At 71.5% G+C, this 16,341-nt stretch carries 8 protein-coding genes and 1 tRNA gene; 1 reads left to right on the forward strand and 8 read right to left on the reverse strand.

Annotated elements, in window-relative coordinates; all coding sequences use genetic code 11:
• Window positions 1–432 precede the first annotated feature (432 nt).
• Window positions 433–2,997: an FxSxx-COOH system tetratricopeptide repeat protein gene (fxsT, locus tag ACZ69Q_RS15345; RefSeq protein WP_471041692.1), complete on the forward strand. Its 2,565-nt coding sequence runs from the start codon at window positions 433–435 to the stop codon at window positions 2,995–2,997.
• Between the two features lie 179 nt (window positions 2,998–3,176).
• Here fxsT and ACZ69Q_RS15350 read toward each other — a convergent pair.
• The 8 genes from ACZ69Q_RS15350 to ACZ69Q_RS15385 all read right to left on the reverse strand — a co-directional run bounded on the left by ACZ69Q_RS15350 (window position 3,177) and on the right by ACZ69Q_RS15385 (window position 16,093).
• Window positions 3,177–3,250, reverse strand: a tRNA-Thr gene (locus tag ACZ69Q_RS15350).
• Window positions 3,251–3,356: 106 nt separating this feature from the next.
• On the reverse strand, window positions 3,357–5,000 hold the full coding sequence (locus ACZ69Q_RS15355; protein ID WP_471041694.1) for an alpha/beta hydrolase: 1,644 nt from the start codon (window positions 4,998–5,000) through the stop codon (window positions 3,357–3,359).
• Between the two features lie 150 nt (window positions 5,001–5,150).
• Complete coding sequence (locus ACZ69Q_RS15360) at window positions 5,151–6,356, reverse strand: DNA polymerase III subunit delta' (protein WP_471041695.1); 1,206 nt, start codon at window positions 6,354–6,356, stop codon at window positions 5,151–5,153.
• Between the two features lie 175 nt (window positions 6,357–6,531).
• Window positions 6,532–9,780, reverse strand: a complete 3,249-nt coding sequence (gene tmk, locus ACZ69Q_RS15365) for a dTMP kinase (RefSeq protein WP_471041697.1) — start codon at window positions 9,778–9,780, stop codon at window positions 6,532–6,534.
• Between the two features lie 168 nt (window positions 9,781–9,948).
• On the reverse strand, window positions 9,949–12,771 hold the full coding sequence (gene topA / locus ACZ69Q_RS15370) for a type I DNA topoisomerase (protein WP_471041699.1): 2,823 nt from the start codon (window positions 12,769–12,771) through the stop codon (window positions 9,949–9,951).
• A 244-nt stretch (window positions 12,772–13,015) separates the two neighbouring features.
• Window positions 13,016–13,213: a hypothetical protein gene (locus ACZ69Q_RS15375; RefSeq protein ID WP_471041701.1), complete on the reverse strand. Its 198-nt coding sequence runs from the start codon at window positions 13,211–13,213 to the stop codon at window positions 13,016–13,018.
• Between the two features lie 576 nt (window positions 13,214–13,789).
• Window positions 13,790–15,316 carry a DUF7059 domain-containing protein gene (locus ACZ69Q_RS15380; protein ID WP_471041702.1) on the reverse strand — a complete coding sequence of 509 codons (1,527 nt, stop codon included), beginning with the start codon at window positions 15,314–15,316 and terminating at the stop codon, window positions 13,790–13,792.
• A gap of 162 nt (window positions 15,317–15,478) precedes the next feature.
• A complete protein-coding gene (locus tag ACZ69Q_RS15385; protein ID WP_471041703.1) occupies window positions 15,479–16,093 on the reverse strand; it encodes a small secreted protein in 615 nt (204 codons plus the stop codon).
• Window positions 16,094–16,341 lie beyond the last annotated feature (248 nt).

Raw genomic sequence — 16,341 nt, forward strand, 5'->3', positions numbered from 1 at the left:
GGGGGGTGGGGGGTAGGGACGTTGGCTGCCAGGTCCGAGCGGCGGCGGCCGACCAACATGCAAGGACAGGCCGACCGCGTACTGAGGCTGCGCGGAGCTGATCGCAGGAACTCGGCAGATGTCCCCCACGGGGTGCCCATTCGCCAGGTGTTCAGCGGGGCCGCCGTATGGGACGTACGACGGCACGCCGTGGTCGGGATGCCCGCCACGCGCGGACGGCTCGACTTCTCGGCCGGGGACCGGCTGTACGCCATGTGGCACCTGATCGCCTTCCACGGTCTGCATCGCCGCGAGGGGCGCGGCGGGCCCTGGTCGCTCCCAGATCCTGTCTGTTCTGCTGGCTTGTGTGGGAGAACGCAGGTCGGTTGGGGGTGGGGGGTCCTAGGCTCGGAGGTTCGGTGCTGTGGCTGGACTCGGGGGATCGGGATGGGGATGGGCGACGTTGAGGCGCCTGGCGGGGCGTGGTTTGTCAGTCATGCCGGGGCTGATCGGGCCTGGGCGGAGTGGGCGGCGTGGCAGTTACTCGACGCCGGTTTCCAGGTGGAGTTGGACTACTGGGACTGGGGCGCGGGTGACAACTTCATCCTGAAGATGAACGCCGCTTTGGAACGGGGGCGTTTTCTGGCGCTGTTCTCCCCGGCCTACTTCGAACCGGACCGGTTCACCACGCCCGAGTGGACCGCCATCATGGCGATGAAGGAGAAGGTCACCCCCGTTCGTGTGGCCGAGGTCGTCTCGCCGCCGATCCTGCGCCCGCTCCTCGCCCGGAACCTGTTCGGCATGAGCGAGGAGGCCGCCCGCCAGGCGTTGCTGGAGGCGGTCAACGGCCCGCAGCGGCCGACGGTTGCGCCGACCTTTCCCGGGGCGTTGCGGCAACTTGGTGGCAGCGGGCCGCGCCTGCCCGGGTCGCTGCCGCGGGTGTGGAACCTGCCCGCCCGCAACGCCTCCTTCACCGGCCGCGACACCCTCCTGGTCCGGCTGCGCCAGGCGTTGTCCGCCAGTAGCCGGGTGGCTGTGCAGGCGCTGCACGGCCGCGGCGGGGTGGGCAAGACCCAGCTCGCCGTCGAATACGCGCATCGCTTCGCCGGCGAGTACGAGCTCGCCTGGTGGATCGCCGCCGAGGACCCCGCCCTCATCCCCGACCAGCTCGCCCAGCTCGCCGCCCGTATCGGCGCAGCACTCATCGGCGCTCCCTCCGCCGATGCTGTGGACGCGCTGTTGGGTGAGCTGCGTACCCGTTCCCGCTGGCTGCTGATCTTCGACAACATCGAAGACCCCGCAGCTCTGACCCCCTACCTGCCGGGCGGCGGCGGCCATGTGCTCATCACCTCCCGCAACCCGCACTGGCACGCCCATGCCAGCCCGCTGAACATCGACGTCTTCACCCGTACCGAATCCCTCGCCCTGCTCCACTCCCACGGCGCCGTCCTGGACGACACCGACGCCGACCACCTCGCGCAAACCCTCGACGACCTGCCGCTCGCCCTCGCCCAGGCCGCGGCTCTGCTCACCGACGGCTTGTCCGCCGCGGACCTGGCCGCCGAACTGGCCCGGAGCACCGCCGAGGTGCTGACCGAGGGCCGCCCCGCCGGCTACCCCGTCTCGCTGGCCGCGCAGGTCCGTCTCACCACCACCCGCCTGGAATCCGAACACCAAGGCGCAGCCGCCCTGCTGTCCGCCCTGAGCCTGCTGGCTCCCGAACCCTTCCCCCTGACTACCTGTGCCGGCCATCTACCCGACCATGCATCCACGCCGCTGGTTGATGCCTTGGTCACTCGCCTGGCCGCCAGCGCAACACTGCGCGCCATCACCCGGCACAGCCTGGCCCGGGCCCAGGACGGCACGATCCAGCTCCACCGACTCACCCAGACCGTCCTGCGCGACCAACTCACACCCGATCAGCGGCAGCAGGCGGGCCAGGACGCCGAAGCCCTCCTGGCCGCGGCCCATCCCGGAGACATCGTCCATCCCTCGACATGGCCCGGCTGGCGGGTACTTCTGCCCCACCTCCTCGCTGTGGACCCGGCCCTGATCACCACCGAAGCAGGGCGGGATGTGGTCCGCAACGCCTGCTGGTACCTGTTGGACCGCGGCCAGGCCCGCGCTGCCCGAGACCGTCTCCAGCATCTGTACGACATCTGGTCCCAGCGACTCGGCCCCGACCACGAAGGCACACTGTGGACCGCCCACTACCTCGCTCGCGCCCACGGCGAGACCCAGAACCATGCGGCCGCCCGCGCCCTGGACGAGGACGCCCTGGCCCGGCGCCGCAGAGTACTGGGCGAGGACCACCCCGACACCCTGCGCACCGCCTCCAACCTGGCCATCCGGCTGGCGGCACTGAGACACATGGAGGAAGCCCGCGCCCTCAATGAGGACACCCTCACCCGGCAGCAGCGAGTGCTGGGCGAAGACCACCCTGACACCCTGACCACCGCCAACAACCTGGCCATCTATCTGTCGGTACTGGGACACACGGAGGAAGCCCGCACCCTCGGTGAGGACACCCTGAGCCGCAGGCAGCGGGTGCTGGGCGAAGACCGCCCCGACACCCTGAGCGCTGCCAGCAACCTGGCCTTCTATCTGTCGGTTCTGGGACACACGGAGGAAGCCCGCACCCTCGGTGAGGACACCCTGACCCGCCAGCGGCGGGTGCTGGGCGCGGACCACCCCGACACCCTGGCCACCGCCCACAATCTGGCCATCCGATTGGCGGTGCTGGGACACACGGAGGAAGCCCGCGCCCTCAACGAGGACACCCTCACTCGGCAGCGGTGGGTGCTGGGCGAAGACCACCCTGACACCCTGAGCACTGCCAGCAACCTGGCCTTCTATCTGTCGGTACTGGGACACACGGAGGAAGCCCGCACCCTCAGTGAGGACACCCTGAGCCGCAGGCAGCGGGTGCTGGGCGAAGACCACCCCGACACCCTGACCATCAGAAGGATTAGGGAGCAGTTGGATGAGGAAGGAAAGGACCCCGACAGCGGGGAGTGAGAGGAGACGCGAGCCGCCACGGAGCTGTGGCAGGAGCACCACATCGTCTTCTCGCGGCCCGGCGGGCGCCCCCTCGACCCCCGTGCCGACTACGAGGAGTTCAAGGAACTGCTCCCCGCCGCACGCGGTGAACGAGAAAACCCCAGGTCGGAGAGGATCCGACCCGGGGTTCTAAGATGAGCCGCCTTCGGGATTCGAACCCGAGACCTACGCATTACGAGTGCGTTGCTCTGGCCATCTGAGCTAAGGCGGCGCGCCGTACGCACTATGGTGCGATCGGCAACGTCGGTAAGTCTACACAGTTTCCGAGGTGCTCCGTACCAGCCCCCCACCAGCCCCTTCGGCGGCCGCGATCAAGGCTATGAGCAGCGCTTTCCCCCGGTTGGCGGCGTCCCCCGGAGGAGGTACGCGTTGATCGTGTCGTCGATGCAGTCGCTGCCCCGCCCGTACGCCGTGTGGCCGTCGCCGTCGTAGGTGAGTAGGCGGGACGAGGAGAGCTGGCGGGTGAGGGCCTGGGCCCAGCGGTACGGGGTCGCGGGGTCGCGCGTCGTGCCGACCACGACGATCGGGGCCGCGCCCTTCGCCTCGATGCGGTGCGGCTCCCCGGTGGCGGCCACCGGCCAGTACGCGCAGTTCAGGGTCGCCCAGGCGAGGCCCTCGCCGAAGACGGGGGACGCCTTCTCGAACGCGGGCAGGGACGTGCGGACTTCGTCGGGGGTGGCGAAGGCGGGCGGGAGATCCACGCAGTTCACGGCCGCGTTGGCGAACATCAGGTTCGAGTAGCGGCCGTCGCCGTCGCGTTCGTAGTAGCTGTCGGAGAGGGCGAGCAGGCCCGCTCCGTCGTTCTCCCGCATCGCCGAGGTCAGCGCGTCGCGCAGCGCCTCCCAGGCTCCCTCGTCGTACATCGCCGCGATCACGCCGGTCGTGGCGAGGGATTCGCCCAGCTCACGGCCGTCCGCGTCGCCGGTCGGGATGGGCTGGGCGTCGAGCTTGTCGAAGAAGGCCTTGAGGTTGCGGCCGACCTCGCCGGCCCGGCTGCCCAGCGGGCAGTCCCGTTGCCGCACGCAGTCCCTCGCGAACGCCCGGAACGCCGTCTCGAACCCCGCGGTCTGGTCGAGGTTCATCCGGCGGGCCGGCAGGGAGGGGTCCATCGCGCCGTCCAGCACCAGCCGGCCGACCCGGTCCGGGAAGAGTCCGGCGTACGTCGCCCCGAGGAACGTGCCGTACGACGCCCCCACATACGTCAGCTTCTCGTCCCCCAGCACCGAACGCAGGATGTCCATGTCCCGGGCCGCCTCGGCGGTGGACACATGACGCAGGAGACCCGGCGCGTCCGCCCCGCAGCCTTCCGCGAACTTCTTGTACGCCGCGACCAACTCACCGGTCTCCGCGCTGTCGTCGGGAGTGAAGTCCGTCTGCGTGTACGCGTCCATCTGGCGCCCGTTGAGGCATTCGACGGGCTCACTGCGGGCGACTCCGCGCGGGTCGACCGCGACCATGTCGTAGCGGGCGCGTACGTCGGTCGGGTAGCCGATCCCTGCGTACTGCTGGAGGTAGCCGATCGCCGATCCGCCCGGCCCGCCCGGGTTCACCAGCAGCGACCCAAGGGACTTGCCCGGCCCCGTCGCCTTCTTGCGGGCCACGGCGAGCCGGGTGTCCCCGGCCTCCGGCTTCGCGTAGTCGAGCGGCGCCCGCATGGTGGTGCACTGGAAGCCGGGCACCCCGCAGCTTCGCCAGGTCAGCTCCTGTGTGTAGTACGGCGTGAGCGCGGCCGGCGTCGACCGCGGCAGCGCGGCCAGCCCGGCCTCGGCCGCCCCGCTCCCCGGGTTCGTCGACCCGCCGGAGGTGCAGGCGGAGGCGAGCAGCGCGACGGCGCCGAGGAGGGCGCCGAACATGCCCGCGCGACGACGGTCTCGGGGGCGGATGCGCGCGCCCGGGCCGTCCGGACCGACCGGGCTCGGGTCTGGGGCTGAGCTGACTGCGGAGCTGCGCCTGGTGTGCATCAGCCGAGCGTAACTCTGTGCAGTCGGCCGGATGCCCTGTGTGCACGGCACGGCTCGTACGTGTTACACGGTCAACCTCCTGTTGATCATTCAGTGGGTGCCGTCGGGCTGTCGGACTCGTGCCGCCGCCGGGAGGGTGGCCGCGGCTTCTCAGCCCGCTCTGAGCGCCATCGTCATCGCCTCCACCGCCAGCAGCGGCGCCACATTGCTCTCCAGGGCGTCCCGGCAGGCGGCGATCGCCTCGATGCGGCGGAGCGTGGACTCCGGCGAGCTGTCGCGGGCGAGGCGCTGAAGAGCGTCCTCGGCGTCGGTGTTGGCGAGGGCGATCCTGGAGCCGAGCTGGAGGGCGAGGACGTCGCGGTAGAAGGCGGTGAGGTCGGTCAGGGCGAGGTCGAGGCTGTCGCGCTGGGTGCGGGTACGGCGCCGCTTCTGCTTGTCCTCCAGCTCCTTCATCACGCCCGCCGTGCCGCGCGGCATCCTGCCGCCCTGCGTCGCGCCGAGCGCCGCCTTCAGCTCCTCGGTCTCCTTGACGTCGATCTCCTCGGCGAGCTGCTTGGCGTCCTCGGCGGCGGCGTCGACGAGTTCCTGGGCGGCCTTGAGGCAGGCGCCGACCTCGCCGACGCGCAGGGGCAGCTTGAGGACGGAGGCCCGGCGCTCCCGGGCCGCCGGATCGGTGGCCAGGCGGCGGGCCCGGTCGACGTGACCCTGGGTGGCGCGGGCCGCCGCTGCGGCGACGTCGGGCTCGATGCCCTCCCGCCGTACGAGCATGTCGGCGACGGCGTCGACCGAGGGCGTGCTCAGGTTCAGGTGGCGGCAGCGGGAGCGGATGGTGGGCAGGACGTCCTCGAGGGAGGGGGCGCAGAGCAGCCAGACGGTGCGCGGGGCGGGCTCCTCCACGGCCTTCAGGACGGCGTTGGCCGACTTCTCGTTCAGCCGCTCGGCGTCTTCGACCAGGATGATCTGCCAGCGGCCGTTCGCCGGCGAGGTGAACGACTTGCGGACGGTGTCCCGCATGTCGTCGGCGAGGATCTGGGTGCCGACGGCGGCGACGGTGGTGACGTCGGCGTGCGTGCCCACCAGAGCCGTGTGGCATCCGTCGCAGAAGCCGCAGCCGGGGGCGCCGCCGAGCGCCCGGTCGGGGCTGACGCACTGCAACGCGGCGGCGAAGGCCCGCGCCGTCTGGTTCCGGCCCGCTCCGGGCGGCCCTGTGAGCAACCAGGCGTGCGTCATTCTGGACGCCTCGGGCAGCGGCGCGGCGCCGGCAACGGCGGTGACCAGGGCATCGGCGTCCCGAGCGGCAGCCTCTAGCTGCTCACTCACCCGCTCCTGCCCCACCAGGTCGTCCCACACGGTCATGGGCCCCGCCCGCCTTTCGTCACACCTCGCGTCGTGCAGTCCATTGTGCGGGGCGGCACTGACAGCGGGGTGCCGACGACGAGGTCACCGACGAAGAACCCGGGGCGGGCGGCGCACCCCGGCGCCACCCCATGCCCCGTCGGCCTCAGCCCCGTCGGTCTCAGCCCCGTCGGCCTCAGCGCCGACGGCCCCGTCCCCGGCCGCCGTCCTCGTCGTACTCGTCCTCATGCGGGCCCAGCAGCTCGTCCGCCAGCGTCGGCAGGTCGTCCAGCGGGGTCTCCTCGGCCCAGTCGGACCGGGCCCTGCGTCGCGGGGCGCCCGCCTCGTCGACCTGGGGCATCTCGCGCGTACGGTCCTCGTCCCGGAAGTAGCCGGGCGGAACCCGACCCCCGGGCTCGTCGGCCGGCACGGGAGGCAGCACGGCCGTCTCGTCCGCGGCCCCCGGAGGAACCGGCGGGAGCACAGCCGTCTCATCGGCCGCACCCGGCGCCACCGGCGGCAGCACAGCCGTCTCGTCCGCCGCACCCGGCGCCACCGGCGGCAGCACAGCCGTCTCGTCCGCCGCACCCGAAGGCACCGGCGGCTGCGGCAGCTTCGTCGTGACCTCGGACGCGGACTCCTTGGCGGGACGGGGAGAGGCAGACCGCCCGCCTTCCGTCTGCTGCGGGCCCTCGTCGCGCACCGGGCGCAGCACGGTCGTCTCGTCCGAGGCACCGCCCTGTGCCTGCTCCGGCGTCACGACGGGCGTGGGCATCGTCGCCGCGTCCCCGAAGCCGGTCCCGGTCGCGGGCGCGGCCGGCTTGGGACCCGCCTCGGCGGCGGCAGCCGCCTGCTCGGCCAGTCGCCGGGCCTCCTCCGCCCGCAGCAGGGCCTCCTCCGCCTTGCGCTGCTTCTCCTGGCGCCGCTCCTCGGCCTCGGCACGAATACGCGCCTCCTCCTCGGCCTGCTTACGGCGCCGCTCCTCCTCGGCCTTGCGGCGCGCTTCCTCCTCGGCGCGCACCTTCTCCTCGGCGAGGAGCCGCTGCCGCTCCTCCTCGGCACGCCGAGCCGCTTCCTCGGCCCGCTGCCGGGCCTCCTCCGCCTGCCGTTCGGCCTCGCGCCGCTGCGCCTCCTCCAGCTCGCGGCGCTTGCGCTCCTCCTCCTCGGCGCGCAGCCGGGCGAGCTGCTCCTGGCGCTCACGCTCCAGGCGCTCCTCCTCGGCCTTGCGGGCGGCCTCTTCCTCGGCCTTGCGGCGGGCCTCCTCCTCGGCCTTGCGGCGCGCTTCCTCCTGCGCCTGGATCTCGGCCTCGGACAGCGGCAGCATCTGGTCGAGCCGGTGCCGGACGACCGTCGTCACCGCCTCGGGCTCCTGGCCCGCGTCCACCACCAGGTAACGCCCGGGGTCGGCCGCGGCCAGCGTCAGGAAGCCGGAGCGCACGCGCGCGTGGAACTCCGCCGGCTCCGACTCCAGCCGGTCCGGCGCCTCGGTGAACCGCTCGCGGGCGATCTCCGGCGAGACGTCGAGCAGCACGGTCAGGTGGGGTACCAGTCCGTTCGTGGCCCAGCGGTTGATGCGGGCGATCTCCGTCGGCGACAGGTCGCGGCCCGCACCCTGGTAGGCGACCGAGGAGTCGATGTAGCGGTCCGAGATCACGACCGCGCCGCGCTCCAGCGCGGGCCGCACCACCGTGTCGACGTGCTCCGCGCGGTCGGCGGCGTACAGCAGCGCCTCCGCGCGGTGCGACAGACCGGCGCTCGACACGTCCAGCAGGATCGACCGCAGCCGCTTGCCGACGGGCGTGGCGCCCGGCTCGCGCGTGACGACGACCTCGTGGCCCTTGCCGCGGATCCACTCGGCGAGCGCCTCGGCCTGGGTGGACTTCCCGGCGCCGTCGCCGCCCTCCAGGGCGATGAAGAAGCCGGACGTCGCGGGCACCTGCTCCGGGTCGTCCCCGCCGAGCACCGCGTCCCGCAGGTCCTGCCGCAGCGGCACGCCGGACCGGTCGTCGACCTTGGCCAGCACCAGCACGGCCACCGGCAGCAGCAGCGCGCCGACCAGCATCAGCGTGAACGCAGCTCCGCCGTGCGCGAAGACGAACTTGCCGCTCTCCAGCCGGTGCGGCCCGATGAGCGCGGCCACCAGCGGCGCGATCACCGCGCCGAGCGCGACGCAGACCCGTGCGACCGCGTGCAGATGTTCCGTCGTGCGTGCCCGGCGGAACTCCTCGGCCTCCTGGTCGAGCAGGGTGTGCCCGGTGTTGGCGGACACGCCCGCGCCGACGCCGGCCAGGGCGAGGATCAGCAGGACGGTGGTGACGTCCGGGACGAGTCCGGCGGCCAGCAGGGCGACGCCGGTGAAGGCGATCGCCAGCGCCAGCAGACGGCGCCGGGACAGGGCGGGCAGCACGGCGGGGGCCGTACGGATGCCGACGACCACTCCGCCGGTCAGGGCGAGCACCAGCAGGCCGTAGAGCACCGGCCCGCCGCCCAGGTCCTTGGCGTGCAGCACGGACACGGCGACCGCTGCGGCAACCGCGGCGGCGACGGCGGCACAGGCCGTCACGAGCAGGGCGATAGCGCCGGTACGGCCCTTGTCGACGCCCGAGCCGGTCTTCGGCCGGCGCAGACCCTCGAGCGGCGACCGCGCGCGCGGGGTGCGCGTGCCGGGCAGCTCCAGGAACGTCACCACGGACAGCGACGCGGCGAACAGGCCGGCCGCGACATACGAGGCGAGAGCCGCCTGGTGCTGCTCGAACCAGTCGAGCCCGGCACCGAGCAGGTTGTTCAGCAGGGCGGCGGCGACGAGCGCGGCGGCGGCCAGCGGGACCGCCACGAAGCTCGTGCGCAGCGACAGGCGGCGCAGCGCGTCCATGTGGTCCGGCAGCGGTCGTACCGTCGCGCCCTCCGGCGGCGGGGGCGGCAGCAGCGCGGGCGCCGCGCTCTCCCGGCACACCGTCCAAAAGCGCTCGGCGACGCCGGTCACGAAGACCGTCACCAGGAGGAACGCCAGTGCGTTGTCCGGCGTCCAGTCGATCCACAGGGGCGCGACGATCAGCAGCGCGGCCCGCAGTCCGTCGGCGAGGACCATGGTCCAGCGCCGGTCGAGCGGGCCTTCCTGGGAGGTCAGCGACGTCAGCGGGCCGAGGAGTACGGCGCCGAAGAGGAGCGTGGCCAGGATGCGCACGCCGAAGACGGTCGCCACTGCGAATGCCACGCCTCGGTAGCCGCCGCCGAACGACCCCTCGGCGATCGCCGCTTGAAGGGCCAGCAGCACCAGCACCAGAAGGGCGAGGATGTCGCCGACACCCCCCACCAACTGCGCACTCCACAGCCGCTTGAGCTGCGGTCGGCGCAGCAGGGCGCGGACAGCGCGCTCGCGGGAGTCCGCGGCCAGGGCGTCGTCGGGGGCCGGATTGGGGGCCGTTGGCTGCTCGGCACGGGTCATGCTTTCAGCCTATCGGGACGCACCGACAGCCCGGCGCCCCCGCCCGAACGTACGCACGCCCCGACACCAAACTGATGCCGAGGCGTTCGTTTTGCGAACCGGAGGTGAAGGACCCGGCCCTCAACCGGCCCCGGAAAGGGCTCGGTTGCGAACCGGATCCGTCCCCGCTCAGTCCTCGCTGGACGACTTCGAGGCGGTGGCCTTCTTCGTCGCTGTCTTCTTCGCGGCCGTGGTCGTCTTCTTCGCCGCGGTCTTCTTGGCGGCCGTCTTCTTGGCCGGGGCGGCCTTCTTGGCGGCCGTCTTCTTCGCCGGGGCCTTCTTCGCCGTCTTCTTGGCGGGTCCCTTGGCGCGCTTCTCGGCGAGCAGCTCGAAGCCGCGCTCCGGGGTGATCGTCTCGACGCTGTCGTCGGAGCGCAGGGTCGCGTTGGTCTCGCCGTCGGTCACGTACGGCCCGAAGCGACCGTCCTTGACGACGACCGGCTTCTCGCTCACCGGGTCGGTGCCCAGCTCCTTAAGGGGCGGCTTGGCGGCCGCGCGGCCACGCTGCTTGGGCTGGGCGTAGATCGCCTGCGCCTCCTCCAGCGTGATCGTGAAGAGCTGCTCCTCGGTCTGGAGCGAGCGCGAGTCCGTGCCCTTCTTCAGGTACGGGCCGTAGCGGCCGTTCTGCGCGGTGATCTCCACGCCGTCCGCGTCGGTGCCGACGACACGCGGCAGGGACATCAGCTTGAGCGCGTCCTCCAGCGTGACCGTGTCGAGGGACATGGACTTGAAGAGGGAGGCCGTGCGCGGCTTGACCGCGTTCTTGCCGGTCTTCGGGGTGCCCTCGGGGAGCACCTCGGTGACGTACGGGCCGTAGCGGCCGTCCTTGGCGACGATCTCGTGACCGCTCTGCGGGTCGGTGCCCAGCTCGAAGTCACCGCTCGGCTTGGCCAGCAGTTCCTCGGCCAGCTCGACGGACAGCTCGTCCGGCGCGAGGTCGTCCGGGATGTCGGCGCGCTGGTGCTGCTCGGTGTCCTTCTCGCCGCGCTCGATGTAGGGGCCGTAGCGGCCGACGCGCAGCACGATGTCGTTGCCCACCGGGAACGACGACACCTCGCGGGCGTCGATCGCGCCCAGGTCGGTCACCAGTTCCTTGAGGCCGCCGAGGTGGTCCCCGTCGCCGTTGCCGGCGTCGGCCGCGGTGCCGTTGTGGGTGCCCTCGCCGAAGTAGAACCGCTTCAGCCACGGCACGGACTGGGCCTCGCCGCGGGCGATGCGGTCGAGGTCGTCCTCCATCTTGGCGGTGAAGTCGTAGTCGACCAGTCGGCCGAAGTGCTTCTCCAGGAGGTTGACCACGGCGAAGGACAGGAAGGACGGGACGAGTGCCGTGCCCTTCTTGAAGACGTAGCCGCGGTCGAGGATCGTGCCGATGATCGACGCGTACGTCGACGGGCGGCCGATCTCGCGCTCCTCGAGCTCCTTGACGAGGCTGGCCTCGGTGTAGCGGGCCGGGGGCTTGGTGGCGTGCCCGTCGACCGTGATCTCCTCGGCGCTGAGCCGGTCGCCTTCACTGACCTGCGGCAGCCGGCGCTCGCGGTCGTCGAGCTCGGCGTTCGGGTCGTCGGCGCCTTCGACGTAGGCCTTCAGGAAGCCGTGGAAGGTGATCGTCTTGCCGGACGCGCTGAACTCGACGTCGCGGCCGTCGGCGGACGTGCCGCCGATCTTGACCGTGACCGAGTTACCGGTCGCGTCCTTCATCTGGGAGGCGACGGTCCGCTTCCAGATCAGCTCGTAGAGCTTGAACTGGTCGCCGGTCAGCCCGGTCTCCGCAGGCGTGCGGAAGCGGTCGCCGGAGGGGCGGATCGCCTCGTGCGCCTCCTGCGCGTTCTTGACCTTCCCGGCGTATGTCCGGGGGGCCGACGGCAGGTAGTCGGCGCCGTACAACTGCGTGACCTGGGCACGGGCCGCGGCGACGGCGGTGTCGCTCAGCGTCGTGGAGTCCGTACGCATGTACGTGATGTAGCCGTTCTCGTACAGCTTCTGCGCGACCTGCATCGTGGCCTTCGCGCCGAAGCCGAGCTTGCGGCTGGCTTCCTGCTGCAGCGTCGTCGTACGGAACGGGGCGTACGGCGAGCGGCGGTACGGCTTGGACTCGACGGACCGGACGGCGAACTGCGTCTGCTCCAGGGCGGCGGCGAGGGCGCGGGCGTTCGCCTCGTCGAGGTGGAGGGTGTTCGCGCTCTTGAGTTGTCCCAGGGAGTCGAAGTCGCGGCCCTGCGCGACCCGCCTGCCATCGACGGTCTGCAGGCGTGCGACCAGCGACGACGGGTCCGACGAGTCCCCTGCGCGGCCGGTCGCGAAGGTGCCCGTCAGGTCCCAGTACTCAGCAGAACGAAACGCGATGCGCTCGCGTTCCCGCTCCACGACGAGCCGTGTGGCGACGGACTGGACACGGCCCGCCGACAGCCGCGGCATGACCTTCTTCCACAGGACCGGCGAGACCTCGTAGCCGTAGAGGCGGTCGAGGATGCGGCGGGTCTCCTGGGCGTCGACGAGCTTCTGGTTGAGCTGGCGCGGGTTGGCGACGGCGGCCTGGATCGCGGCCTTGGTGATCTCGTGGAAGACCATCCGCTTGACCGGGACCTTGGGCTTGAGCACTTCCTGGAGGTGCCACGCGATGGCCTCGCCCTCGCGGTCCTCATCGGTGGCGAGGTAGAGCTCGTCGGATTCCTTCAGCAGGTCCTTGAGCTTCTTGACCTGGGCCCGCTTGTCGGCGTTGACCACATAGATCGGCTCAAAGTCGTGTTCGACGTCCACACCGAGGCGGCGGACCTCGCCGGTGTACTTCTCCGGCACCTCCGCGGCGCCGTTAGGAAGGTCGCGGATGTGCCCGACGCTCGCTTCGACTACGTAGCCGGGGCCCAGGTAGCCCTTGATCGTCTTCGCCTTGGCAGGCGACTCGACGATGACGAGTCGGCGGCCGCCCTGTGCGGTCTCGCTGGTCGGGGACAACTTCGCTCTTCTCTCCGGTCGACGCTGGGCCTCCCCAGGCCGTAATCCCGGGGTCGGGTGGTGGTGACGCTGCGGAGTGTGACGGTACATCCCGCCCCGTTGTCAAACGGGAAAAGCCCGCAACGGCCACTCGAACGGTAACCCGACTTCCGCCATTCCTGCCGCCCGGAGTGCCCACAGGTCTTTTCGAGCCTTTCCGGAAGAGGCCCTGCCAATTACCGGCTGCCCAGCTCGGGGGCCGTTCTCAGAGGCGGGTGAGGCACCAGGTTCCGAGGATCAGAGCGATCAGCGAGACGGCACCGGCGAGCGTCGCCGATGCGACGGGGTTCACACCGTGAGCGACAGGCCGGCGCTGCCGTACCCGTACCGCGGTCCACACCAGCAGCCCGCCTCCGAACAGGGCGAACACGATCCCCGCGAAGAGCGCCGGTCCCCTTTCCATGGTTCCGCTTGCCCCTTTTCTCCCGTCCGCGCATGCCCAGCCCGGCGAGACTGGCACGCGCGGACGGCGCACAGACGAACCTCAGGTGAACGCGGGACCGACGTGACTGTGGACTCAGGAATCCCTCCGGGCCCGGCAGCCACGACAGCCCCTCGGCATCCTCCGCCCTCACCGGCCCTGTCCGCCACGGACCGCGCCGGTCACGTCGTCTTTCCGATCGGCTTCACGCAGTCGGCCCGGCCGATCTTGTGCACGGCCTTGATGAGGCCCGCTTTGCAGCTCGGCGACGTTGTCCGGGCCCTTCTTGCGACTCATTTCGCCCACTGCCCGAACCATGCCTATGGCCTGGTCGCTGTGCGGATTGACGCGTCGATCAAGGGGGTGTGGAAACTGTCGCCGTCTTCACTCACAGGTTCGCTCCGCCGTCGCGGAATCCCCCCATTCGACGTTGGCCGGTTCCACATCCCTGTGGAGGATGCCGGTCCGGTGCCCGACGGTCAGCGCGTGAGAACGGCGGGCCCGGCACCGGCGACCTGAGTGGGCGTCAGCGGCCCAGAACTCCTCAGGCGAGACGGCTCACCGCGCCGGTTCGATGAACCCCTGCCCCACCAGCAGCCGGATCTGGGCGGGCGTACGGTCGCGCAGCATCACCGGGTCCTCGCCCATCAGTTGGGCGATCGCGTCCAGGATGCGGCCCGCGCTCAGCGAACCGTCGCACACGCCCGCGAAGCCCGCGCCGACCGTGTCCACCTGGGTGGCCCGGCGCATGCCCCGGTGCTGACGCAGCACCACGTGCTCCGGGTCCTCGGCGCCGGGCAGCCCGACCTGCTCCTGAACCACCTCGGCGACGAGCCTGAAGTGGTCCTCCAGCAGGGCCGCGTCGTCCCGGCCACGCAGGTAGTCGAGCCGGGCGAAGTGCGCGCGGACCGTGTCGCCGAGCGGCTGCTCGACCGGATGCGGCCACTCCTCCACCGTGATCGAGGGCACGGCGGCCGACGTCCTGCGCAAGGTGATCCACCCGAAGCCCACGGCCTTGACCTTGCGCGCCTCGAACTCGTCCAGCCACGCGTCGTACCGCGCCTGGTACTCGGCCGCGTCACCGCGGTGGTCACCGGCGTCCCTGAGCCACAGCTCGGCGTACTGCGTGACGTCCTGAACCTCGCGCTGCACGATCCACGCGTCACACCCGCGCGGCACCCAAGAGCGCAGTCTGTCCTGCCAGTCCTCCCCCGCGACGTGCTGCCAGTTGGCGAGGAACTGCGCGAACCCGCCCTCGTTCAGCCGTTCCCCCGCTCCCTGAACGATCGACCGGCACAGATCGTCCCCGCCCATGCCTCCGTCGCGGTACGTCAGCCGCGCGCCGGGCGAGATCACGAAGGGCGGGTTGGACACGATCAGGTCGTAGGTCTCGTCGTCCTTCAGCGGCTCGAACAGCGAGCCCTCCCGCAGGTCCGCGGCCGGGGCGCCGGACAGCGCCAGCGTGAGCGCGGTGATGTGCAGTGCGCGCGGGTTGAGGTCGGTCGCCGTCACGCGCGTGGCGTGCTGCGCGGCATGCAGGGCCTGGATGCCGGATCCGGTGCCGATGTCGAGGGCGGAGGCGACGGGCGTGCGGACGGTGATGCCGGCGAGGGTCGTGGAGGCGCCGCCGACGCCGAGGACGACACCCTCGTCCTTGCTGCCGATGCCGCCCGCACCGCCGACCGCGCAGCCGAGGTCGGACACGATGAACCAGTCCTCACCGCCCGGCCCGCCGTAGGGCCGTACGTCCACGGTCGCGGCGACGTCGTCGGACGCACCGCCGACCCGGACCAGCCACCCGCTCTCCAGGCACGCGTCGACGGGCAGCACGGCCGCCACGCGCGCGTGCGCGACGGGCTGCTGCAACAGGAACAGCCGTACGAGCGCCTCGAGCGGTGTGTCTCCGCGGGTCGCCCGGAGCGCGGGCACGGTCTCGCTGCGCGCGAGCGCCGCGTACGCGGGCGCACCGAGCAGTTCGAGCAGCCCGTCGGCGGTGAAGGAGGCCCCGAGCAGGGCCTGTCGCAGTCGGGCGGCGACATCGGGGCGGTCGGAAGCGGGCAGGGAGGGCAGCGTGGAGTCACTCACGCCCTCATTGTGACCCGCGCCCGCCCCTGGAGTCGGCTCGAACGCCGGCGGCCTCGGTCGGCTCAGCCGCCGGTCGGGCCAGTGACCGGCGTTCGGCTCGGCTGCCGGTCGCGCCGTTGACCGGCCTTCGGCTCAGATGCCGGTGGCCCCGGCCGCTTCGGCTCAGCTACCGGTGGCGCCGGCCGCCCCGGACGCCTCGGCGGCCTGCTTGCAGCCCTCCTGCGAGGTCAGCGCCTTCTTGGTGTCGCCGGACTCCAGCTTCTTCAGTGCCGTGACGGCGCTCTGGCGCTGCGTCTCCACCTGCTTCATCTCGGCCGAGACGTCCTTCAGGCCGGACGCGAACTTCCCCTGGTCCTTCGTGTTCAGCCCGTCGACCCGCTTCTTCAGGTCGGCGTAGGCCGCGGAGAGGGAGGTGAGCTTCTTGACGACGTCCTGCTGGACCTTCGCGCCGCCCTCCACGCCGGGAGGCGCCCCGGCGCCGCTGATGAGGCTCGCGCGCGCCTTGTAGCCCTCGGCGAGGTCCTCGAAGGCCTTGGAGTCGGCCTCCTGGAGTTCCTTGGGCGTGCTGGTGGTGTCCTTGGCCGCCTTGGTTATCGCGACGTAGGCCGCCGAGATCTTCGCGTTCTGCGCCGGCACCGCGTCGCAGACCTTCTTGGCCCAGGCGTCGAGCTCCTTGTTGCCCTCGTCGCTTGTGCATCCCGTCAGCGCCAGTACCAGTACCGCACCGCCGGACAGTGCGGCCGCGAGCTTCTTGTTCACCGGTTTGGTCCCTTCCATGGCTATCGGCCACGGGACCCTACACGTCGGATCGGGGCGACACCTTGCCGCATGCGCCATCCATGGGCTTTTCATACTGTTTGCACCATGTGAGAGAAGGGTCACGGCAAGGCGTGAACAGCACGAGGCGGGGGGGGGGGGAGGGGGGGGGGGGGGGGACTCCCCCCCTCCCTTCTCGCGTTGTCTGTTCCCCCCCTACCCTACACCACGAAAACCCGTACCATCCTCACCCCCCTCGCTCTTTTCTC

Source organism: Streptomyces sp. NPDC036764 (genome assembly GCF_055609385.1).

Coding starts and splice junctions, on each gene's coding strand:
- fxsT (WP_471041692.1), top strand. CDS start 433: ATGGGCGACGTTGAGGCGCCTGGCGGGGCGTGGTTTGTCAGTCATGCC.
- ACZ69Q_RS15355 (WP_471041694.1), bottom strand. CDS start 5,000: ATGCACACCAGGCGCAGCTCCGCAGTCAGCTCAGCCCCAGACCCGAGC.
- ACZ69Q_RS15360 (WP_471041695.1), bottom strand. CDS start 6,356: ATGACCGTGTGGGACGACCTGGTGGGGCAGGAGCGGGTGAGTGAGCAG.
- tmk (WP_471041697.1), bottom strand. CDS start 9,780: ATGACCCGTGCCGAGCAGCCAACGGCCCCCAATCCGGCCCCCGACGAC.
- ACZ69Q_RS15375 (WP_471041701.1), bottom strand. CDS start 13,213: ATGGAAAGGGGACCGGCGCTCTTCGCGGGGATCGTGTTCGCCCTGTTC.
- ACZ69Q_RS15385 (WP_471041703.1), bottom strand. CDS start 16,093: ATGGAAGGGACCAAACCGGTGAACAAGAAGCTCGCGGCCGCACTGTCC.